We start from the raw sequence: 23,854 nt of genomic DNA, 5'->3' as shown, positions 1-23,854 counted from the left end.
ATTCAAGGCACAGGCACCACACATCAATAAGTACACGCTTACATTTATGCGGCAGACCTACCGCCAATGATGATAACATAAAATTATTTTAACGACAAGGCTTTCATTGGCTTCTCTTTCCCATTAATTGATTGTTTGTTTCCCGTCAAAATGGTAAACCACCGCACCACCCTTTTGCGCCTTGCCAACGATGCTCTTCCTGTACCGGTATTTCATCAAAACCGGCTGAAAGTCCATGAATTCCTCTGACGTAACGGTTAATTCAGAAACCGCCCCCTGGCGAAGCTGTTCTAGCAAATTTTTATAATCCTTCATTGTATAGTCCACCTCATTTCTAACAATTGTACATTCCACCCCTTTAGGATACCCCCCTTGCGTTTAAAAGGAAAATCAGTATAATTGGAATAAAGGTCAAAGTTGGTCAAAAGACTAACTGACTAATTCGTTCTTAATGAAAGGTTGTGAATCATATGTTGTGCCAAAATTGTCATCAAAATCCAGCAACAATCCACCTAACAGCGAATGTTAACGGCCGGCAAACAGCCCTTAACCTGTGCCAGTCATGCTACCAGCAACTAAAACAACAAACGAACCGTAATAGTAATGGTCAACAGGATCCGTTTGGTTTCAGCTCCCTCGATGATTTCTTCCGGTCAATGGCCGCCACTAACCAACGAGGTAGCAACCAATCCCATGGAGGACCACAAACTAACCCTAACCAGGGTGGTAATAACGGCGGTTCGATTCTTGACCAGTACGGGTTGGATCTCACCGCAGAAGCGCGGAAGGGAAATATTGACCCGGTAATTGGCCGTGATCAAGAAATCAAACGGGTCATTGAAATTTTAAACCGGCGAACGAAAAATAACCCCGTTCTAATTGGGGAAGCCGGGGTTGGAAAGACGGCTGTTGTTGAGGGTCTCGCCCAAAAAATTGTCGACGGTGACGTTCCCCAAAAGCTGCTTAATAAAAAGGTTATTCGCCTTGATGTTGTTTCCCTTGTTCAGGGAACCGGCGTGCGGGGACAGTTTGAGCAGCGGATGCAGCAATTAATGCAGGAACTAAAGCAAAGTAAGGACACGATCCTCTTTATTGATGAGATTCACGAAATCGTGGGCGCCGGCAATGCCGAAGGAGGCATGGACGCCGGTAACGTCTTAAAACCCGCCCTCGCTCGTGGAGAATTTCAGTTAGTGGGAGCAACAACCCTCAACGAATTCCGAACCATTGAGAAGGACGCTGCTCTTGCCCGGCGTCTCCAACCCGTCCAAGTGGATGAGCCAAGCACGGAAGAAACCTTCCGCATCCTTAAGGGAATTCAAAGTAAATACGAAGCGTACCACCACGTAAAGTACACCGACAACGCCCTGAAGGCCGCCGTACTGCTGTCTGACAGGTATATCCAGGACCGTTTTCTCCCAGATAAAGCCATTGACCTGATCGATGAAGCAGGTTCCAGAAAGAACTTAACGATTGATGCGGTTGATCCCCAAACCCTGGACGATAAAATCAAAAACGCAGAGGAACAAAAGCAGGCTGCCCTTAATAAGGAAGACTACGAAAAGGCTGCTTACTATCGTGATCAGGTCACGAAGTATAACCGGATGAAAGCGGATAGTCAAGCTAGTGAAACCGCCCCAACGGTTACCGAACAAGACATGGAAAAGATTGTCGAAGAGAAAACGGAAATTCCAGTAGGTGAACTTAAAGAGAAGGAACAAGCCCAGCTTAAAAACCTTGCTGCTTCCCTTGAAAGCCATGTTATTGGTCAAAATGAAGCCGTTGACAAGGTTGCCCGGGCTATTCGGCGAAACCGGATTGGGTTTAACAAGTCTGGGCGGCCAATCGGTTCTTTCCTCTTTGTCGGGCCAACCGGAGTTGGTAAAACGGAGACCGCTAAGCAGTTAGCGCGGGAACTCTTCGGTACGACTGACGCTATGATTCGCTTTGACATGAGTGAATACATGGAAAAATACTCCGTTTCCAAATTAATCGGAGCGGCTCCGGGATACGTTGGTTACGAAGAAGCCGGTCAGTTAACCGAGCAGGTGCGGCGGCACCCATACAGCCTAATTCTCCTGGATGAAGTGGAAAAAGCCCACCCGGACGTCATGCACATGTTCTTACAAATCCTTGACGATGGACGGCTAACCGATTCACAGGGACGAACCGTTAGCTTCAAGGATACAATTATCATCATGACAAGTAACGCCGGCAGTGGCGACTCCGTCACGAGCGTAGGCTTTGGCGCCGCAAGCAACGGGACCACCCACTCCGTAATTGATAAGTTAACCAACTACTTTAAGCCTGAGTTTCTTAACCGGTTTGACGACATCGTGGAGTTTAAGCCGCTTTCCCAGGATGATTTAAAGCAGATCGTTAACCTAATGCTGACCACCGTCAACGGCATGCTGGCACAGCAAGGATTATCAATCCACGTAACCGCTCCGGTTCAGGACAAGCTGGTTGAACTCGGATATGATCCTAAGATGGGGGCCCGGCCACTCCGGCGGGTAATCCAAGAACAAATTGAGGATCAGGTTGCTGACTACTACCTTGAACACCCGAAGACCAAGCAGTTTGTCGCCCGGCTTAAGGATGATCAAATTGTAATTGGAAGCGATGATTCAAAAGAAACCGCTCAAAAACCAACCGCTTAAGAATTCAGAAGAAAGTTTAGTATTTTTATAAATCAGGCAGTTAGGCTTTAACTTAACTGCCTGGTTTCGTTATACTACGATTAATCACATACAAGGAGGACACACGATGCACCTAGTTAACGTAACCAACAACTACGCTGACCAGATTCACCGTGAACTGGTTATCACCCCCCTACGGTTTATCCAAATTTACACCCTGGGAAATTCACTGGTCACCCACCGGTGCGGGATGACGACTGATACGGTGACAATTACTAACCATCACCGCCCCGTTACGCCCGCAGAACTGGCACATGTGCACCGGCACCTTTTCCCAACCAAAACCCCAGTGGTTTCCCAAAAAGGCGCAACGACCACGTTAACGGCAAAGCGGTACGCATGACCACCACTTCTAGTAAAACTAAAATTACAACAAACGAGGTTAGAACAGCAGTTTTAACCTCGTTTGTTTTTCCGAATAGCTGGTGCCAAAACAAACGAGCTAAGACCACCGAAGTTGTGCTAAGGAATACGCTCGGTATACTACTTTCACACAGCCGTTTCTTCGTTTTGGCACGTCCTCTTTTTTATTGTATAATAACAATTAAGTATTACTGACGAACGGAGGTGCCCTGATGGTGGCGCGGTTATTTCATAAAAAACGCCGGAGCTTTAATTTCCGGCGACAACAGCGGAAGTCCCCCGCTGGTTCCCAACGACGGTTCCACCAGGTAAGCCGCGAAACCGGAATTTCTGACATTTCATCAATTTCAAATTCCACTGTGGCCCGGCCAACACCACTAAGTGGACGTCAGGTGGTTACTAATCAGATACCAGTGAGCGCCCCCATTGAACGTTTTTACCCAGTCCAAAAAGAACAACACCAAAACCAACCCGCCAAGCCGGAAGTGCGCCGGGATGCACCAGACGCTACGCTGGTAATTATTTACCAGGATGAGCATCAAAAAAGCATGGCGGCACCCCAGGTTATTCATGGTCGGCTCGGTGCCCCTTTGCGCCTCCAGTTCCGCGAGTTTGCGGGCTATGATTTGATTCACATTACGGGGTTTGTGAGTTCGTTTGTCGATCCGTATGGTACCATGACGCTCACATACCGGCGACAAAATGGTGGGCAAGTATGGATGTTTTGCCGCGATATTGACGAACTCAACCTTCTGGCCTACCCGCGGTTTATTAACGGAAAGTTGCACGCTCAGTATAACCTGAGTTCTCCGTTTATTGATCACTACAACCTGATTCGGGCGGATGGTCCGGCACGAGGTCAGTTTACTGAGGAACAGCAAACTGTTACCTACCTCTACCGACGGGCAGACTGGCAAACGGTTAACTATGATCCGCGGGACCTCCAGATGGACGCATTCGTTCCGTGCTATGATAGTCCGGCGGGTGAGCCCGTTGGGATTACCCTCGTTAAGGGGACCATCTGGCACGTTTACGAGACGGTCACCCTCACCAATCACCAAGTATGGTGTTGCATGGGCGGAAATATTTGGATCGAACAAACCAACGATCAGGTCACTTCGGTTACCCGTCCTGCCATGCCAGCATGGTTACACCCAAGCCGGACAACTGAAAACACGTTTACTAACCAGTACCACGATTATGCCCGCATTGACTTTGTTCCGGGAAAGAAAGCGGCGCTATATGACCAGCCGTTTGGCCACCGAATTGATGAGATTACCCACGGAACGCCGGTCATTATCACTGGAAGCGTCCGCACTGAGAATATGATCTGGTACCAGGTAGACGACCGCGGATGGATTCCGCGCCAGTACACAAAAGCCTTGCATAACCTTTCGGCAAAAGAAAAGCAGGCAATTGAACAGCACAACTAACACCTTGTTGGGGAGATAACGTGAATCTCCCCAATGAGGTGTTTTATTAATCCCTTCCAACAAGTGGCTTAATTTTTTAATAATAAGTGATACTCACCTAAAGGCTAGTTCCGAATCTAAGAGAAATTACCAGGAACACTGCCATCCAGAGTTAAACCTAAAAAAGACGTTTCGGCGAAATTTCCGCCGAAACGTCCCTCTTTACTCAAAATTTTCCTATTTACTTGGTTTCGTTGTAGCTAGAGCACTACGCCACGTACTTTTTCCGGTAAGCAAATACAATTAATCCTTCTGCAAGTAACAAAATAATTACCGCAGCAATATCAACATCAATTACTTTGTGCTCCCAAGGAAGTAGCAAGCTTTGCCCCTTATGGTAATGAGCATACGCATTACTGTTAACCACGGTGTACAGAATGTTGTGCGTTGCCCGTTGCATTTGCCGAACAACCTTTGGATTGCTTGTCCCTGATAAGTTTGTTCCACTAGGAGCCAACATCAGATCCGTTCCGTTCATTACAGCCTTAGATGCATTCATAAAGCCTCCGGGGATCTGAACAAAGTAATCTGTACATACTAGTCCGTGAAAACCCCACTCGCTCCGTAGAACGTTGTTAAGCAAATGACTATTCTCGCCGCACCACTTATCGCCGATAAAGTTAAAGGCGTTCATGGCGGCATCAGCATGCCCCTTCTCTACTGCCATCTTGAACGGGCGCAAGTTATTCTCCCGAATATCTTGCTCAGTTGCCCATTCTGTTAAATTGGCCATCCGGTTCGTCTCTTGCTCGTTCATCGCAAAATGTTTAATGTACGGGTAAACTCCTGACTGACGAGCACCCTTAACCGTATTAGCTGCCATGTAGCCAGACAAGGTACCATCCTCAGAATAGTATTCAAAATCCCGGCCACCGAAGGCACTCCGGTGTAAGTCCATCGACGGTGCGTACCATCCATTGAGACCAATTTCTTTTCCTTCCTTCCCGGCTGTTTGCCCAATTTGCCGGGCAATTCGTTTATTCCATGTTTCCCCGATCATCGTCTCAACTGGAAAACCCGTAGTATTCATGTTCTTCGCAAAGAAACTACTAAATCCGGCTGGGCCATCAAAATCGTTCGTGTGGACCTTCCCGATCTTACGGTTAGCAATAGTCTGGTATCCGCCAGTACCAATTAATTTGGCCATATCCTTAACTGATAACTTACTAATTAACTTCTGCCACCGTGGGTCGTTATAACTCTTCCCCCGTAAATCGACAAGCTCAATATTTTCTTTCTTGTTCATTGCTGGCATGGTTGTTTTGCCGGCTTTTGGCAATGGATTATTATTTCCAACCGTAGCATGGTGAATGATATCCGGCGTTGCATTCACCTTTCCCGGGGCAGCTGTCGCCTGGGAGTAATTAGCAAAGTTATCTTTCCGGCTCAGATAAGTAATATTTAACTGCTTACCTTCTGCGTCCTGAAATTCGTTATGGGCTGCGCGCTTATCAGTAGTCATCTTATTCTTGCCGGCATAACGAATCGGTTGATTAATCATATAATCCTTAGAGGCAATGACATCGTGCGCGTTATTCTTGAGCTGAATTTGGTACTTTCCAGGATCCAGCACATACGCCCCGCCGTTGCTTTCATCATATGATGCCATTTGCTGCCGGTTAAAGTGGAACCGTATCGTTTGCGACTCTCCTGGTTTTAAGTTCTTTGTCTTCGCAAAGTTGAGTAGGTTTGTGGCTGCCTTTTCAATTCCACCATTAGTGTACGGCGCAGTGTAGTATACTTGAACAACATCGCGTCCTGAAACCTTCCCGGTATTCTTAACAGTAACAGTAAACGAGACGTTCCCCTTATCATCAGTCTTTAGGTTACTCATCTGCTGATTAAATTTTGTGTAACTTAAGCCGTAACCAAATGGGTACTGCACTGCTTTTTTATAACCATCTTGGTTATTTAAGTAGTAAGTCTCATAAAATTTGTAACCATCATAAATATTTTCCACGTACCGCACGTAACTTAATTTAGGATCATTTGCAAAGTGGAAATCACCAAAATTATTAAAGGTCGGTGTTTTCTTTAAGTCATAAACATACGTATCAACCGTCCGTCCTGACGGATCAACTTTTCCTGACAACACCTTTCCTAATGCCGTAAACCCATGCGCTCCTGGCCCAGCAACCTGAACGGCACCTTTAATATGGTCATACTGGTTTAGAAAACCTAACTCCATGGGATTAGCTGAATTAACCACAACCACTACGTTCTTGAAGTTGCGGTTTACCATCGCTAGCATATTCTTCTCTGTTTGCGATAACTGTAAATACGTATCGCCTTTCTTAAAGTCGCCCTTATTTCCGGCGTACTTCGCACTCTTTGGCAGATTCCCCATATCCTTTGGAAGGTCTGCTCCTTCACCGCCTGAACGTGCGATCACAACCACAGCAGTGTCCGAATACTTCCGCGCATGATTCATCATGCTTGTAGAATAGGAACTCGTTTTGGGCTCAGGTAACGTCCAGTCCTGCTTAGACATTGAGATTACCGGCCGGGTCTTCCGGTAATGCTGGTAAAATCGCTCAAGGTGGTTATTCGTCTCGAAACCAGCCGCATGAAGGCTATCATAAATATTCACCATTTTTCCGCCACTGATCTGCCCTGAACCAGAGCCATCGTAAACCGGATTCGTCGATGCCCACCCAAAGACATTTACCTTCTTTTGGTTCTTCAGCGGTAAGAAATTATCCTTATTTTTCAAAAGAACAATCCCCTGATCGGCAACATCAGAAGACACCCGCTCTCCCTGCCGAACAGTTTGTGCGTTAACCTTCCCAACTTGAACGAAATTACAATTCATTAATCCCGCTAACGGGCCGAAGACAACAACGTTAAGGGTTAAACCTAACGCTGTAAGGAAGGCCATTAATGATTGCCACTTAAACATGAAATTAAACCGCGCACTTTTTTTGAAAAATGCAATAATTCCAATAATGATTAAAATAAATAAAATGCCAAGTGGAATGAAGTACGGCCCAGCTTTTGTAACGACCGTTGTGATGTCACTAAGTTGGACTACTCCCGCTTTAAGTAAATTTTGGATTATTAACCAACCACCGCCAATAACCACTAACAACGCTACTGCAATTCCAGCAAGCGTAATAACTAAACTTCGCGCTTTATGCTCCTTCATAGGAAATCCCCCCTTATATTAAGCGCTTTCATTATTGATTCTACAAAAAGCCATCCAAAAAACATTCCTTTTTCATAAGATGTCTATTTATCTGCGTAATTTGTAGTCTTAATTAAAACCATACAACCGCTGTGCAATCTTATACGTTCCAATAGCCACCTGACGACCTATTCGTCCGTTCGTATTAACAACTTTTCCAAATACTCCTGAACGAAGGCGTTCATATAATTGCTCGTCAGCGGCATAAATCGTATGCCACAAGTCATCTCTAAGTCGAATACTTTGCGGTGAGTTTTCCTTGAGTAGTAATACCGATGAAATCGTGGTAATAATTTCTAAATACCGTTCCATATATTGACCCAATGCTCTATCGATACTTCCGACTACCCGTGAATAATAGTCAATCATTCGTTTATTAACGAAAAGCTGTTCATCGATTCGTTGTAACATAACCCGTTCATTAACCGACTGGTCATCACGCCCAATAAAGTAATGGTATAAATTAACATCCAGGTAATACAATGTTTGGACATACGGCAACGGTTCGTACACATACAAATTATCGACGTAATACTTATGATGAGGAAGCTCTAAGTGCGCTTGATCGACTAAAACCGCCCGCCGATAAATTAGCGAATGCATAATGAGATACTTGCCAATGGATAAACGAACGTCCTCCCAACTAAATATCCTGTCTTGCGGTAACGTCTGATATCCCATCACTTTTTTATGCCGTGCATTGACCTTGTCGTAAATATAGTTTGTAATTAAACAATCAGCCTTTATTCCGTTGCGCCGCCAACGATAAAGTAAAGTAAGGACATCGTCTAGCGCCTTCGCATCCAACCAATCATCGCTATCAACCACTTTAACGTACGTTCCTGTTGCTGCATATACTCCCGCCGTCACAGCGGCACCATGTCCTCCATTTTGTTGATGAATTACGCGGACAATATCAGAAAATTTTTGAGCATAATAGTCTGCAATTTCTCCTGTTCGGTCACTCGAACCATCATCAACAATGATGATTTCCACCTGCGAACCACCAATTAAGAGCGAGTTAATGCACCTTTCCATATAATTCTCCGCATTGTAACACGGTACAATAATCGAAAGGTCTTTCAAAAAACCATCTCCTAAATCATTTCATAATCACGAACTTCATCATTGGATAATTAATAACTACCTGAATAATAATGTTCAATACATTTGCAACCGTTGCTGCTAGTCCATGAATATATGGCGTAAGAACACTAATGACGTACGGCGGTAGCCAAACAGACACTAGCCCCGCAACAGTCACAGTAAGGATATACCATCCGATAACCCTTCTAATCTGTATCTGGGCACCAAAGACAATCTTACGCTGAACGAAAAAATTAACAATCTGCGCACAAACATAGGCAAGCAGAAAGCTTAAAAAGCCGCCTAATCCTCCCTGCGCCGGACTATAGTGGAAAATCCACCAATCAAATGGGCTCGTTAATCCCCTAAACAGCAGCAATGTACTTAACCACAATACACAAAAGTTAGTAATTGTGGCAACATTACTCATAATATTGAAGAGGATAAATTCATATATATTTGGGTACTTATTCTTAAAAGCCTTAAATAAGGCAACTAACCCGTGGCCCTTATTACTAATTGATTCTTTCATTAAAAACATCCCCTTACTTATTTATTCCGCTTTATCATCCGGTAATGTTGCACGTTGGTTACGCAAGAAGTTTCTGACAAACAACCAACTTCCCCGCCAAAAATGACCGTTAACAATCATTAAAATATTATTGACCATTTCTGTCGTAATCATTCCCCCGGTCATCTTACTAATTGCCCGAAACGGCATATTATAGTTAAACAATAAATTTAGGTTGGGCTGCCCCTTAGCTTCGCTTCGCCGTAAAGCCCGCCGTAATATACCAGCAACGCACCGCCCAATCCAGCTACGTGCGTAACGCATTTCAGCCAAAATGTTCGTTTGTTTAAGCGTCATTCCCTTCTTATCAGGCAAATCCAATTCAACGGGAAGTTTCTTTCCGTACACGACCTCAAAGTCTTTCGGGGTAATAGCCGCAACCTGCGCTTTGCGATACTTATCAAATGCTGGTGCTAGTCGTTTTTGTGGCAAAACGCCTTGCCGGGTAATGGTACCTGTCAGCTGAATTGCCGCAACATTTTCCCCCACCATCAACTGGTATGTCCCTGCTTCAACCTGCCATTTATCCTGTTCAACATCATAGTAACGGAACGTCTTATCATCAAAAGGAAGAGTAACTTGCCGGGTTTCACCAGGTTGTAATAGGACCTTCTTAAAGCCCCGTAATTCCTTCTGCGGTCTGATAAGGGATGAATCCTTCTTTCCAACGTACAATTGCGCGACGGTTGCCCCTGCATATTTTCCTGTATTAGTGATACTAAACGTAACCCCGTCATCATGAACTATTAAATCATCATAACTAAAGGTGGTATAGCTTAGCCCATATCCAAACGGAAACTGCACCTTCTTCATAGCCGTATCAAAATACCGGTAACCAACAAATGGTCCTTCTAAGTACAATACGTCCCGCTTAGTCTCCGGATAGTCAGTGTTAAAAGGAACGTCATCCGCGCTGAACGGATAGGTTTCTGCTAAATGACCACTCGGGTTAACATCCCCCGTCAACACATTCCACATTGCACTTGCCCCGGCTTCACCGCCTAAATAACCGTGAACAACTGCCGCAGCACGGTCAAACCACGGCATAGAAAGGGGACTTCCGGCAGCCAGTACTACTACTACGGGGGTTTTCGTCGCTAACAGCTGATCAAGTAATTCCAACTGATTAGCCGGCATTTTAATATTTTTACGATCGAGCCCTTCACTTTCCGCTATCTCAGTTAATCCAACACATACAACAGCAACATCAGCTTTTTGGGCTAAATTTACAGCCTCATCAATCAGCTGCTGATCATGCTTGCCGGTTCGCCGGTAACCCTGAGCATACCCAATAAAATCAAGCTGCTTTTTTAAAGGAAACGTATCGACCATATTCTCCAAATTTTTAACATTAACAACGGATGATCCCGCTCCTTGATAACGTGGGGTCTTAGCAAAATCACCAATCACTGCAACGTTCGTTCCCGCAATAAGTGGCAATATATGGTCGGTGTTTTTTAATAAAACAATGCTTTCTTCTGCTGCCTGCCGTGCAATCGTATGCTGATGATTCCAGTCGACCAATGTTTCCTTCGATGACTTTGCAGCCGTCGAATGAACAACAACGTCTAGTATCTGATCACAGCATTGGTCTAATTCATCCTCAGATAAAGTCCCCTCCTTAACCGCGTTAATAATTTCTCGAGTACCCATTTTACCTAACGATGGCATCACGACATTTCCCCCGTTTTTGATTCCAGCAACGTGGTCGTTATCGCCGCCCCAATCAGTAACGACAAATCCGTTAAACCGCCACTCATTTCGCAAAATGCTCTTTAAATTATGCGCGTTCTCATTGGCATAGGTCCCATTAATCATGTTATAAGATGACATAATCATCCGCGGATGTCCCTCCTTAACCGCAATTTCAAAGTTAGTAGTATACAGTTCGCGATAAGTCCGCTCATCAACGACAGAATTAGATGCCATCCGGCGATATTCTTGGTTATTCGCCGCAAAGTGCTTAGGACATGCAACCGTTCCGTTCGCTTGAATTCCCCGAATAATCCCTGCTGCTAATTTTCCAGCCAAATACGGGTCTTCACTAAAGTATTCAAAATTACGCCCACAACGGGGATTACGCTTAATATTAATCCCCGGGCCAAGGACGGCATTCACTCCCGAAGCAAATGCTTCAACACCAATTGCCTTTCCCACTATCTCCAGTACATCCGGATCCCAACTGTTCGCAAGTGTTGCTGCCGTTGGAAAACAGGTTGCCAGGCGGCTGGCATGTAGTCCTAGTTGGTCCCCCTTTCCTTCCTGTTTGCGTAACCCGTGAGGGCCGTCCGCAAGCCACATTGATGGCAGCTTTCCGTGAGCGTCACTCGTTTCCCACGTATTTTTTCCCGACACTAACGCCGCCTTCTCAGCAAGTGTCAGCTTTTCTAATAACTCTTGATTGTTCACCGTTAATCCCTCCAATCATCAGGGTTATTTTACTGCATTCATATAAAGCGCTTTCTTGAATGGCATAATTTGTACCACTATTAGCGTAATCTGTAGTAAAAATAATTTTGTAGAAGATCTCTTACATGTTTTTTACGTCCTTCTTCCCTATAATGTAATTAAGATGAGGTGAGTTGGATGCAAATCGCAATCGTTGAAGATAATAAAGGCGATCTTCAAATTCTATCCCAATACATTCAAAAATATAGTATTGCAAATAACATCGACATCACTGTGCACTGTTTTAAAGATGGAATGGTTTTTCTTAACGAATATACGACTAAGTATGATGTCGTCTTCTTAGACATCCAAATGCCTTTAATGGACGGCATGACAGCGGCCAAAAAAATTCGCCGCCTTGACCAACAAGTTGTAATCGTTTTCGTTACAAATTACGTTCAATACGCAGTCGCAGGATATGCGGTAAAAGCATCTGATTTTCTTGTAAAACCAGTTACGTATTTTAATTTCAGCGCACACTTCGACCAAATTGTTTCACAATTAACTGCCCGCCAAAAGACATACGTAATTAAGACCAAGCGCGGGACTTATAACGTTTTGCAAAACAATATCTACTATATTGAAAGCGAAGGACACGTACTGCATTTTCATATTAGGGATGGCGCCAAAGAACGATGCTATGACGTTTCAAACACAATGAAAAACGTGGAGTCTGAATTAACACCTTCAGGCTTTTTTCGGTGTAATAACTGCTACCTCGTCAACCTGGCGCACGTAACTGCAATCAAGCGAAATATTGTGACGATTGGAACCGAAAACTTACAAATTAGCCGTCCCCGAAAGAAAGCCTTTATGCAAGCAATCACCGATTTTTGGGGAAAGGAGATAAATTAGTCAATGTTGAATATCAGCCACATCCTACCAAATATTCCCCGACTTTACACCGCGCTTGCTGAATGGCTTGCGTGTGTCTTTGTCTTTTTCCAAATTCCCCAATCTGATCGGCGTCCATGGGCACAACTACTTCTGGCCACCGCACTCCCCGTTCAAATTACCCTTCAATTTTTAGCGGGACAGGCTTCGATTACGTTTTGGATTCCGGGGATTTTGATAAACATTGGCTGGATGTTTATTGTTTTACTGCTCACTGAAACAGTAAGCATCAAAATTAACGTTTATCAATGCGCTAAGGCCTTTATTTTAGCTGAATTCTGGGCATCTTTAGCATGGCAACTTTACTGCTATCTAATCAATCAAACTCATCCAGTGTTTATAACTACAGCTTTATTTATGCTTTCCTGTTATGCCATCCTTTTTGTAGTTTCTTTTTGGTTAGATAATTCGCATACATCAATAGCGCCCATCACGATCATTACGATTCACGATGCATTCATCGCAACGACCTTATCGATCACCGTGTTTACAATCAGTAACATAGGGTTCGCTTTATTTAATACCCCCTTCGCTATCGGCTCGTCCGCGACAATTTTTATGATGCGCACACTCATTGACCTATGCGGTTTAATTGTTTTAAAGGTCCAAGAGCATAGTAGGTACGAAAACTACCTAAAACGTGATATTACTGCCATTAATAATGCACTTCACCTTCAATACGAACAATATCAGGCTTACCGTGAAAGTAATCAATTAGTTAACCAACGTTTTCACGACCTTAAACATCAACTTGACATAATCGAAGCGGAAAGCGACAATAATCGCCGGTTATCCTATATAAAGCGTCTTCGTCAGGATATTAGCCAATTCAAAGCTGATGTAAAAACTGGCAACCCCGTTGCCGATATCATTCTTACCCGCAAAAATTCATACTGTATTCAACACCACATTACCCTTTCCTGTATTGCTGACGGCCAGCTATTAAATGGAATTGACACCATGGATCTTTGTAGTCTCTTGGGAAATACACTCGATAACGCAATTGAAGCTGTTATCAAGCTTCCTAAATACGATCAGCGCTTGATCGACGTAAAAATTGTCCAAAAGGCCAATTTTATCCTCTATTCAATTCAAAATTACATCACTAATGACATTCAACTAAAGGACGGATTACCCCCAACAACCAAACAAGATAAGGAGCAACATGGTTATGGGTTAAAAAGTGTTAAATCAATCGTTAATAAATACGACGGCTCACTTACAATGCACGCCCACGACCATTGGTTCAGCTTACGCATTATGATCCCGTTAACAAAAGATATTAATGAATCAAATAAAACTTGATTGTGCCTGCTATTGTATTGCCGGTTAATAAGAATCTGTGAAATGAAAATCAAACAAAGAAAGCAACCCGAAGCCGTCCTTAACCAGCCACAAATCACAATGGTAACGGTTTTAACGTCTTTAAAATTAACAATACTTTTTTAGCCGCCTCAATTGACGGTGAATTTACAACGTGCTTGAATGATCCGTTGTTTATTCAGCTACCAGCCACACTTCCACCATAAAACTAAGCGGCCGGGTTCCCCGACCGCTTAATCTCATCGTTTTTCCTTTTATCTTATCTAGCAAAAGACTTTATTCTTTCAAGCCCACCTGCTGAGCGAAACGCATGAAGGCCTGTTGGCCCACCGCATCGCGCTTAAAGACGCCGGCGCATTCAAGCACCTTGACAAAAACCGCGCCCACTTCGTCCTGAACGATTGCCATGGCGTTTTCCGCCGTTACGTCAGTGTGCCGCGCCTTAATATCATCGGCCCACTGCTGGTGGTAAGCAGCAACCTGCACGTTCTTGCCTTGAATATAATCGGCCACCACTGCCAGTTCATCCTTTAACCGGGGCGGCAAAATCGCCAACCCCATCACTTCAATCAACCCAATGTTTTCCTTCTTGATATGCTGATATTCCTTGTGCGGGTGAAAAATACCGTCCGGGTATTTCGGCGACGTTTGGTTATCCCGCAAAACCAAGTCGAGTTCGTACTGGCCGTTCCGCATCCGGGCAATCGGAGTAATCGTATGGTGCCGCTCCCCGTTAGTTTCGGCCCGCACACCAACGGCTTCATCGGTGTAGTTCCGCCAAACATCCAAAATTTTAGCTGCCAAGGCACTCACCCGGTCAAGGTCATCCCCGTTTAACCGGATAACTGACATCGGCCACTTCACAATTCCGGCCGTCACGTCTTCATAGTCCGCAAAAACCAACCTGGTCTCAAGCGGGGCCTTCTCCATCGCAAACGTGTGCCGGCCACCCTGGTAGTGTTCGTGGGAAAGAATCGACCCCCCCACAATTGGCAGGTCAGCGTTACTTCCGGCAAAATAGCCGGGAAACTGCTGGACAATCGTCAACAGATTCTTAAAGGTCGTACCGTTAATTACCATTTCCTCGTGGACCGAATCAAGGTAGATGCAGTGCTCGTTGAAGTAGGCATACGGCGAGTACTGGAAACCCCACTCGTGGTCATCAATCTTAAAGCGGATAATCCGGTGGTTGGCCCGGGCAGCATGGTCAACCCGGCCCTGGTACCCCTCATTTTCCATGCACAGGTTACACTTCGGGTAGCCCGTTGCCTTTACTTTCTTTGCTAGGGCAATCTGCTTCGGATCTTTTTCAGGTTTTGAGAGGTTAATCGTAATCTCAATGTCGCCGTATTCACTCGGGTGGGTAAAAGCAATGTTCTTCGCAATCGCCCGCGTCTTAATGTAATCATTCCGCTTACTTAACGCGAAGAAGTCAGCGAGTGCTTCCTGGGGAGCGTGCTGGTAGGTATCCCAAAAATGCCGGTTAACAATACTTGGTGCCGGCGTAATGAAGTTCATTAATTCGGCACCCACGGCATCCCGTTCATTTTGGGTATCACCAACTTTACCGTTTGCAACAGCGACCGCCACCAACGCATCTTTCAAATCAATTAGCTCATCAGTATCCGGAGCTGGCTGCTGGTGCCCTTCTCCCACAATGTTTAACACCCGGTTTACCAAGTAAATATGATCCGTCGCGGTATAATCACTTGCCGCAATCACCGCCGTAACAAACCGATCAACTAGCGTTTCTGCACTCATGCTCTCACCCTTACTTTCGCTTATAATTCATGCGTTCCATCAGCTACTTCAGCCACGTAGAACTTCGGCGCGTACCCAATTTTCTCTTCGTAAATCCGGCCAACGTTTTCCTTGAAGGTTTCTACTTGATCCTTGTTGACAATGGCAATCCCACTGCCCCCAAAACCGGCCCCGGTCATCCGGGCGCCAAGAACCCCTGACTGCTGCCATGCAGCGTGCGCCAACGTATCTAGCTCAACCCCTGATACTTCATAGTCGTACTCCAGTGACATGTGGGAAGCGTTCTGCAACCGCCCTAATTCTTCAAGGTTACCGGCCTCCAGCGCCTTCTCTGCCCGGATACACCGCTCATTTTCAAGGACTGCGTGCCGGGCGCGCTTCAACAGATTCTCCTTATCAATTAAATACATGTACTCGTCAAACGTCTGCGCATCTAATTCACCAAGGGCTTTAATTTGAAGCTTCTGTTGTAACTCCTTCAAGGCCGCCTGGCACTCTTCCACCCGCTCATTATACTTTGATTCCACTAATTCCCGTGGCTTATTAGTATTCATGATTACAATCACGTTATCCTTTAAGTCAAGGGGAACGTATTTATAATCCAGCGTGTTGGTGTCTAACAAAATTGCTTGTCCCGCCTTACTCATCCCCACGGCAAACTGGTCAAGAATACCGCTAGAAAGACCTAAAAAGTCATTTTCGGTTTTAACTCCCATCTTAACGATGTCCAAGCGGTCAACGTCCAGGGCAAACAGGCGTTGCACCATCACCCCAAACAACATTTCAATTGATGCCGACGATGACAGCCCAGACCCGCCCTGGGGTAAGTTCCCCCAGATGTAGACGTCCATTCCACGATCTACCGTGTATCCGGCTTCCTTTAAATAATAAATCATTCCCTTAGCGTAATTGGCCCAGTTGTCCTTCTTGGCATACTTCAACTGGGCGAGTGAACATTCAATTACCCCGAGGTCCGGGAAATTACCAGAGAAGAACCGGAGTTTGTTGTCGTCTCGCTTCCGGGCAGCCCCCCACGTCCCCAGTGAGATTGCACACGGGAAAACGTGCCCCCCATTGTAGTCAGTATGTTCCCCGATCAGGTTAATCCGCCCCGGTGAAAAGAATGCCGCCTCTGGTTCATGGCCGTATTGCTTAGTAAATGCCGCCGTAATTTCTTGTTTATCCATTTAAACCAACCCCCATCGGTAATTCTCCGGCTAAGTAACCGGTTTCTTAAACACCTCTTATTGTAACCGTTTTTACTAAAGGTGGCAATACGTTTAGTTAATTTTTACCCGAATTAATTACTTAATAATTACTGACTTGGGGCGAAGATATGCTAGAATAGAAGTAAGTGACTTACGGAACGCCTGAAATCATCCCAAAACATGTTTACTGAATTTCAGCGTTTTTATAGAGGGGGGAATTACCGTGGCTACTATTAAGGACATTGCCGCGCTTGCGGGGGTTTCATCAGCAACGGTTTCACGGGTGCTTAACTACGACAAAACCATGTCAGTAAGCGATGCGACCCGGGAACGGATTTTCACTGCTGCCGAAAAGCTTGACTACCTCGAACAACGCAAGCACAAAAAGAAAACCAAATCAGGCACCGTTGCCGTTGTTCAGTGGTACACCAAAAAAGAGGAACTGAACGATCTGTACTACTACTCCATCCGAACGGGAATTGAGGAACGCGCCCGGGAACTGGGATACGTCATCCACCGGGTCTTTCATAATGATTCGTTAGATAAACTCCGAACAGTTGACGGAATTATCGCCATCGGAAAATACAGCTTGCAACAACAACGGGAGTTTCGCCAGTATAACCACAACTTAATTTTCGTTGACAGTAATACCGTCAACCGTGGATTTAGCTGCGTGACCTCCGATATGGTTACCGCCACAACGAAGGTGCTCGACCACTTCATCGAACACGGGCAACGTAAAATTGGGTTGCTAGTGGGGGAGGAACAGACCGCTGACCACACGCAAACCATCATCGACCCGCGCTTTACCACCTTTAAGGCGTACATGACGGAGTTAGCCCTCTATAACCCGAAATACGTATATGTTGGTGATTTTACGACCGATTCGGGATACCAAATGATGAACCAGGCCATTAAAGAACTCGGGGATGCCCTTCCCCAGGCATTCTTTGTAGCTAATGATTCCATCGGAATTGGCTCCTTACGTGCCCTTCACGAAGCAAACATTGCGGTTCCCCAGCGGGTGAGCCTGATTGCGTTTAACGACACGTCCATCGCCAAGTACATCTACCCGTCACTCAGCTCTGTTCGGGTAGCAACAGAACAGATGGGAATCGAGGGAGTTAACCTTCTTGATCAGCAGATTAACGGCACCGATTCTTTCCCGAAAATGATCACGCTAGGAACGGAGCTGAAACTCCGCGATAGCAGTATTAACTAGCCAATCACCTACTAAAACAACGACCGCGGCTTTTATGCGGTCGTTGTTTTTTCATGATCTTGAGACACAACAAAAGGGATGGCCTAAAACGACCACCCCACAAGAGGTTCTTGATAATGGTTTTAACTAGTTTTTCGTAATCGTTAATGCCACTTCATCTGGCTTAATCTCCGTTCCATCAGCAGGAACTACGTCAACCCGGTCAAAATCATTGGAATTTGTGACCGTAATGATTACGGTATCGTCCAACCCGGCTTTCTTAATCGCCGGATCCCAGAATTCAAGGAGCTTATCACCCTTCTTGATTATCTGGCCCTGATCAACGTAGGAAATAAAGCCAGTTCCCTGCATCTCAACGGTGCCGATCCCAATGTGGATCAACATCTTAATCCCCGTTGAGGATTCAATCCCGATTGCATGCCGGGTTGGGTACAGCTGCTTAACCGTCCCGTCAAACGGAGCGTAAACGTCACCGTCCGTTGGCTCAACGGCGTAACCAAGCCCCATGGCTCCCTTCGAGAAGAGCTCATCCTTAACGGCACTCAGCGGCATTACCTTTCCCTGAATTGGGGCGGTAACGTTGTATTCACCAGCAACAACTGGCGCGTCTTTTGTGGTTTCAACGTTGCCGTTTTCACCCCATGTCCGTTCGAGTTCTTCAACGATTTCGGCGTGTTTAGCTTCCGTCAACTTAACCTTCTTCCAGAAGAAGAGGCATCCCAAGAGAATCAGGACTAACGGCAGTGCAATTACCATTACCTTAAAGATCATGATGTCATGCGGCGTCACTGTCTTGTAGGACGCACCCTTGGTCATGTGGGCTAAGATTGCGATTGGTCCCATGCACCATCCAGCAATGGCGCCCCCAAACTTATCAAGCAGTGGCCGCACTGCTAGTGTCAAGGATTCGTCCCGGTGCCCTAACTTCAACTGTCCGTACTCGATTGAGTCGGTAATTGTCATTAAAATAACCAGGAAAACGACAGCTTGCGGCGTTGCGAAAAGCTCCATCGCAATTACAACTAAAACCATGCTCTGGCCGGCAACTGTCAGTAACAGTGCCCCAACCGTCATGATTGCAATACATGCGTAGAACACGTTCTTCCGGTTAAACGCCTTGGCCAAAATCGGAAAGGCTGAAATTGAGAAGAACCCAATTACCATGTTAATCGAACCAATAATAGCGAACTTGGATGACTGGCCTAATACGTAAGTAAAGTAGTACAGCTCAGCGGAATTAAAGATGTTAATTCCGATACAGTACAATCCGTACGAAACGGCCGTCCACATTAACTGGTCATTTCCTAATAAGACCTTAAAGACATCCCGTAGCTTCGTTTCCTCTTCGTTCTTCCGCAGATCGGAATCCAACTCGTGAGTCCCGAAACATACAGCCAGCACAGTAATAATTACGATAATCCCCGTAATCATTCCGAACATTGACCACCCACGAAGGTCCCCAGCACCGTTATTCTTCGTCAGTGAGAAGAACAGCACCAGCGGCATGATTACCATCCCAGGAAGGTTTCCCCCAATGTTTGATCCAATCCGGGCAAACGTCGAAATCTTTTCCCGTTCACCGGAATTAAACGTCAAAGATGACATTTCTGACCAGAAACTCGTATCCTTAAACGAATAGAAAATATCCATCACGATGTACAGAAAAGCAAAAATCAGCAGGTAAATAAACGGGTGCGTCCGGTTTAATCCCCCCATGTTCGTAAACAGGACGGACATGGAAATCGCACTAACCAACCCACCACCGAAGATCCATGGCTTAAACTTCCCCCACCGGGTCTTTGTCCGGTCAATCAGGTTCCCGATAATCGGGTCGATGAATAACTCAATAATCCGGAGGGCTGCGATAATGTTAGTAATATAAAGAATCATTGCATTGTCGCCCTTACCAAACAGGTGCGACGTAATGAACATGATGAAGTACGTCGAAAGTACGGCGTAGAACCAGTCATTACCAAATGCCCCTGTGGCGTAGGACAACCGGGTAACCCACTTGTTACCCTTTTCCTGTTGAACGTTTGTGTCCATAGCAAAAGCTCCCTTCATTTCGACTACACTCTTATTGTAATCGTTTCCGGATAGTTTGCAAGCGCTTTTAGTAAATTAATTAGTAAATTTTTCAGCATATAGTAAACATGCTGTTCCGTTTAATTAGAACATAACCTTCCTCTCTGCCCTTTGTAGTAAATTAGGAAGCAAAAATAAGCGTGCCGGAAGCTCATCAATTTCCACCACGCTTAGATTCTTCATTGGGATGTACTCCCCTATAATTTCGCCGTCAACTTAACGTCCGGGTATTTATCCGCAAACCACCGCTCCGCAAACTCATTCTCAAAGAGGAAGAGCGGCGCACCCTGCCGGTCCTTTACCAGCAGGTTCCGGGAACTAGCCATCTTCTCATCTAGCTGCTCCGGATCAATCCACCGGGCAATCTTCCGCCCCAATGGTTTCATTATTACCTCTGAATTATACTCATTTTGCATCCGAAACTGAAAAACTTCAAACTGCAGTTGGCCGACCGCCCCGAGAATATAATCTCCCGTATTATAGCTGCGGTACAACTGCACGGCCCCTTCCTGGACAAGCTGTTCGATTCCCTTGTGGAACGACTTTTGCTTCATCACGTTCTTAGCACTAACCTGAACAAAGAGCTCTGGGGTAAACTGCGGCAATTTTTCAAATTGGCGGGTCTGTTTCCCCGTATAAACCGTATCCCCAATCTGAAAATTTCCGGTATCGTACAGCCCGATAATATCGCCGGCAACCGCATTTTCGACCGTCTCACGGCTGTCTGCCATAAATTGGGTGGAGTTTGACAGTCGGATTTGCTTTCCCGTCCGCTGAAGGGTGACGTCCATCCCACGATCAAATTCACCCGAACAAATCCGAACAAAGGCAATCCGGTCACGGTGGTGTGGGTTCATGTTAGCCTGAATCTTAAAGATAAAGCCCGAGAACGGGTCCGTCACGGGCACCGTTTCCCCGTCGATCTGCTTGTGGGGGGTAGGAGCCGGGGCATACTTCAGGTAAGCATCTAAAAACGTCTTTACCCCAAAGTTAGTTAAGGCCGAGCCAAAGAAGACCGGTGTTAGCTTCCCGCGGGCAATCTTATCCTCATCAAACTCATTGCCCGCTTCTTGCAACAGGTCAACCTCGTCAAGAACCTGCTGGTAGGTTGCATCATCCTTAAGCGGACAATCTTCCGCAATCCGCCCAGCCGCATCAAGCGAGACGTACGGCTCATCTTCATTTTCCGGCCGGTACAACTCAATCCGGTGGTTGTAGATGTCGTACAACCCGGCTAAGCCCTTTCCCATTCCAATCGGCCAGTTCATCGGGTACGCCTCAATGCCTAAGACATCCTCTAATTCAGTAATCAGGTCCAGCGGCGGCCGTCCGTCACGGTCCAGCTTATTCATAAAGGTAAAAATCGGAATCCCCCGCATCTTGCAAACCTGGAAAAGTTTTTTGGTCTGAGGCTCAATCCCCTTTGCTGAATCGATCACCATGACGGCGGAATCCACCGCCATTAGCGTCCGGTACGTATCCTCGGAAAAATCTTCGTGCCCGGGGGTATCAAGAATGTTAATTCGCTTTCCCCCATAATCAAACTGTAAAACGGAACTTGTAACCGAAATTCCCCGCTTTTTTTCAATTTCCATCCAGTCTGACTTGGCAAACGCCCCCGACTTCCGGGCCTTCACCGTTCCCGCTTTCCGGACAACGCCCCCAAATAACAGGAGCTGTTCGGTAATCGTCGTTTTTCCGGCGTCCGGATGGGAAATAATCGCAAACGTCCGCCGCTTATCAATCGCTGTCGTTAATTCCTGCTTATCCATACTTCTAATTCTGCCAGTGACGGCACTCTTCCTCCTTTAACTCTCGGTGCCTAACGGAAATGGTGTATTAACCGGACCAACAAAGCTCTTCCCCCGCGGGTGCTCAACCAATATGCGCCGCAGCCGATCAATACAATGACGCATACGCCCAGCAACCACCGACCCCAATGGTGTTTTTTCTTCCTCGGTTTTTGCTGGGAAGCCTGCGTTTTTGCCGGAACAGCCAACGGGTCCTCCCCGTGTTCCACAAAAAATCGTTTCCGCAACCGTGCTTTATCCTTAATGCTATACCCCTTATCAAACTGCTCGTTCTTAAACCGGGTATACTCGGTATCAACATCAAAATCCAGTTGCTCCTGTTGCTTCTTCTTAATGTACGCTAACTGCTCGGGCCATGATAACGCCCGGTACCAGTTGCGGCTAAACTCGTACTTAGTAATCACTTCCGGGGTGTTACCCACCTCCCGGATCCGTCCAAAGTCTAACCACACGGTCCGCTCACAGAAGCTCTCAATCACCCGGTCCTGCGGGTCGGCAATCACAAACGCCACGCCCTGCTTTTTAAGTTTATTAATCTGCTCGCTAGCCTTAGCGTAAAAGTTCGCATCCAACAGCGTCAACAGTTCATCAATTAAGACGACGTCGGGAGTAATAAATAACGCCATCCCTAAAGCAACGCGGGCGAGCAGTCCGGTTTCTAAACGGCCAACCGGGCAATACTGCCACTGACCCAACTCCGTAAAGTTGAGGATTGCCTGCTTAATGTGTGGCCGTTGAAGTTCATCCACCTCCGCTGCGTCCATGCGGCGATCAATCCACTTAGTAACCGTTAAGCGCCGGCCGTTGGGCGCAATGGTCGTTAATGACGCAAGGTTCACCCGGGTTGCTCCGTTCACAAAACCCGTTGTTTGGGTAATCCGGCCGCTCATAATCTGCATAAGCGTCGACTTTCCCGCCCCGTTATCACCGACCAGCCCAAGGGCCTCACCGGCATTAACGCGCAAATCAATCCCGCACAACTCCCAGAAGACCGGGTGCTCTTCGTGCTCTCCTTCAGCCGAAGCGGGCATGGCCTGGCGCTTTGTAATGTATTTAACTGCGAGCTTACTCATTTCCGCCACCTATCTTTCTACTACGATAGTACCGGTTCGGGGGAAACGCGTCAATTCCTGAAAAGTTAAATTATTCCAACGTTCCCCGAATTCTCTTCGGAAAACTATGCGCTTATGATATGATTGTGTGAGTTGTGTGTAAGTAAAGTATGGTGAAACTAATATGAAACAATTTATTCACAAACACTCCGACTTTTTCTCATACACGTTTTATGGTTTCCTTGCCAGCGCGATTAACGTCGTGGTTTTCCACCAGTTGGTGAAGGTAATGGGGCTGCACTTCTACTTGGTTGCAAACATCTGCGCGTACATTGTCGCCATGCTCTTTACGTTTATGACGAATAAGCTGTTCGTCTTCCACTCGGCGTTTCGCCCGTGGGAGCATACATTCCACGAATTCACCTCGTTTTGCGGGGTACGAACCCTCTCATTTCTTCTTGATAGCCTCTTTATGATTGGAGGAATTCAGTTTTTCCACGGTCAAAAAGACCTCGTCAAGATTCTCGACCAGGTCTGCGTGGGGATTGTCAACTACTCCTTTAGTAAGTGGTTTATCTTCGAAACAACAGAAAAAATTGAGCGCGAACAACGGCACCAACGTTTGCTGCACCGCTAATAGTAAAGAACAACCGGGGTAAAGATGTACCCCGGTTA

The 23,854-nt window shown here is 46.0% G+C and carries 17 protein-coding genes; 7 read left to right on the top strand and 10 right to left on the bottom strand.

The window, feature by feature from the left end; genetic code table 11:
* Positions 1-123: 123 nt before the first annotated feature.
* Positions 124-315: a hypothetical protein gene (locus ACI3E1_RS04390; protein WP_405024443.1), complete on the bottom strand. Its 192-nt coding sequence runs from the start codon at positions 313-315 to the stop codon at positions 124-126.
* Positions 316-470: 155 nt separating this feature from the next.
* Here ACI3E1_RS04390 and ACI3E1_RS04385 point away from each other — a divergent pair, with 155 nt between their 5' ends.
* The 3 genes from ACI3E1_RS04385 (at position 471) to ACI3E1_RS04375 (ending at position 4,495) form a co-directional block, all read left to right on the top strand.
* Positions 471-2,660, top strand: coding sequence for an AAA family ATPase (locus tag ACI3E1_RS04385; RefSeq protein ID WP_405024442.1), 2,190 nt, complete (start codon positions 471-473; stop codon positions 2,658-2,660).
* Between the two features lie 106 nt (positions 2,661-2,766).
* Positions 2,767-3,042 (top strand): DUF1827 family protein, encoded by a 276-nt coding sequence (locus tag ACI3E1_RS04380; RefSeq protein ID WP_405024441.1) that lies wholly within the window; start codon positions 2,767-2,769, stop codon positions 3,040-3,042.
* Positions 3,043-3,274: 232 nt separating this feature from the next.
* Positions 3,275-4,495: a MucBP domain-containing protein gene (locus ACI3E1_RS04375; RefSeq protein WP_405024440.1), complete on the top strand. Its 1,221-nt coding sequence runs from the start codon at positions 3,275-3,277 to the stop codon at positions 4,493-4,495.
* Positions 4,496-4,742: 247 nt separating this feature from the next.
* Here the strand turns inward: ACI3E1_RS04375 and ACI3E1_RS04370 are convergent, their stop codons facing one another.
* From ACI3E1_RS04370 to ACI3E1_RS04355, 4 genes are all read right to left on the bottom strand, one after another.
* The gene (locus tag ACI3E1_RS04370) at positions 4,743-7,679 is read right to left on the bottom strand and encodes a glycoside hydrolase family 3 C-terminal domain-containing protein (protein ID WP_405024439.1); all 2,937 of its coding nucleotides are present in this window, start codon (positions 7,677-7,679) and stop codon (positions 4,743-4,745) included.
* Positions 7,680-7,787: 108 nt separating this feature from the next.
* Complete coding sequence (locus tag ACI3E1_RS04365; RefSeq protein ID WP_405024438.1) at positions 7,788-8,804, bottom strand: glycosyltransferase family 2 protein; 1,017 nt, start codon at positions 8,802-8,804, stop codon at positions 7,788-7,790.
* Positions 8,805-8,820: 16 nt separating this feature from the next.
* A complete protein-coding gene (locus tag ACI3E1_RS04360; RefSeq protein WP_405024437.1) occupies positions 8,821-9,336 on the bottom strand; it encodes a GtrA family protein in 516 nt (171 codons plus the stop codon).
* Positions 9,337-9,357: 21 nt separating this feature from the next.
* A complete protein-coding gene (locus ACI3E1_RS04355) occupies positions 9,358-11,784 on the bottom strand; it encodes a glycoside hydrolase family 3 C-terminal domain-containing protein (protein WP_405024436.1) in 2,427 nt (808 codons plus the stop codon).
* A gap of 177 nt (positions 11,785-11,961) precedes the next feature.
* Between ACI3E1_RS04355 and ACI3E1_RS04350 the strand changes: the two genes are divergently transcribed.
* Together ACI3E1_RS04350 and ACI3E1_RS04345 are read left to right on the top strand one after the other, a co-directional pair.
* Complete coding sequence (locus ACI3E1_RS04350) at positions 11,962-12,678, top strand: LytR/AlgR family response regulator transcription factor (protein WP_405024435.1); 717 nt, start codon at positions 11,962-11,964, stop codon at positions 12,676-12,678.
* Positions 12,679-12,681: 3 nt separating this feature from the next.
* Entirely contained in the window at positions 12,682-14,022 is a 1,341-nt protein-coding gene (locus tag ACI3E1_RS04345; protein WP_405024434.1) for an ATP-binding protein, read from the top strand.
* Between the two features lie 294 nt (positions 14,023-14,316).
* Here the strand turns inward: ACI3E1_RS04345 and galT are convergent, their stop codons facing one another.
* Together galT and ACI3E1_RS04335 are read right to left on the bottom strand one after the other, a co-directional pair.
* Positions 14,317-15,801, bottom strand: coding sequence for a UDP-glucose--hexose-1-phosphate uridylyltransferase (gene galT / locus ACI3E1_RS04340; protein WP_405024433.1), 1,485 nt, complete (start codon positions 15,799-15,801; stop codon positions 14,317-14,319).
* 20 nt (positions 15,802-15,821) lie between these two features.
* Entirely contained in the window at positions 15,822-16,988 is a 1,167-nt protein-coding gene (locus tag ACI3E1_RS04335; protein ID WP_405024432.1) for a galactokinase, read from the bottom strand.
* Between the two features lie 244 nt (positions 16,989-17,232).
* Here ACI3E1_RS04335 and ACI3E1_RS04330 point away from each other — a divergent pair, with 244 nt between their 5' ends.
* The gene (locus ACI3E1_RS04330) at positions 17,233-18,231 is read left to right on the top strand and encodes a LacI family DNA-binding transcriptional regulator (protein ID WP_405024431.1); all 999 of its coding nucleotides are present in this window, start codon (positions 17,233-17,235) and stop codon (positions 18,229-18,231) included.
* 126 nt (positions 18,232-18,357) lie between these two features.
* Here ACI3E1_RS04330 and ACI3E1_RS04325 read toward each other — a convergent pair whose 3' ends face one another.
* From ACI3E1_RS04325 to ACI3E1_RS04315, 3 genes are all read right to left on the bottom strand, one after another.
* Positions 18,358-20,277 (bottom strand): glycoside-pentoside-hexuronide (GPH):cation symporter, encoded by a 1,920-nt coding sequence (locus ACI3E1_RS04325; RefSeq protein WP_405024430.1) that lies wholly within the window; start codon positions 20,275-20,277, stop codon positions 18,358-18,360.
* A gap of 236 nt (positions 20,278-20,513) precedes the next feature.
* The gene (locus tag ACI3E1_RS04320) at positions 20,514-22,088 is read right to left on the bottom strand and encodes a peptide chain release factor 3 (protein ID WP_405024429.1); all 1,575 of its coding nucleotides are present in this window, start codon (positions 22,086-22,088) and stop codon (positions 20,514-20,516) included.
* Positions 22,089-22,138: 50 nt separating this feature from the next.
* Complete coding sequence (locus ACI3E1_RS04315; protein WP_405024428.1) at positions 22,139-23,200, bottom strand: ATP-binding cassette domain-containing protein; 1,062 nt, start codon at positions 23,198-23,200, stop codon at positions 22,139-22,141.
* Between the two features lie 163 nt (positions 23,201-23,363).
* Between ACI3E1_RS04315 and ACI3E1_RS04310 the strand changes: the two genes are divergently transcribed.
* Entirely contained in the window at positions 23,364-23,816 is a 453-nt protein-coding gene (locus tag ACI3E1_RS04310; protein WP_405024427.1) for a GtrA family protein, read from the top strand.
* The last annotated feature ends 38 nt before the right edge of the window (positions 23,817-23,854 follow it).

This window comes from Ligilactobacillus sp. LYQ139 (genome assembly GCF_045033025.1).
Lineage (GTDB): Bacteria > Bacillota > Bacilli > Lactobacillales > Lactobacillaceae > Ligilactobacillus.
This window is presented reverse-complemented; position numbering and strand designations above follow the sequence as displayed.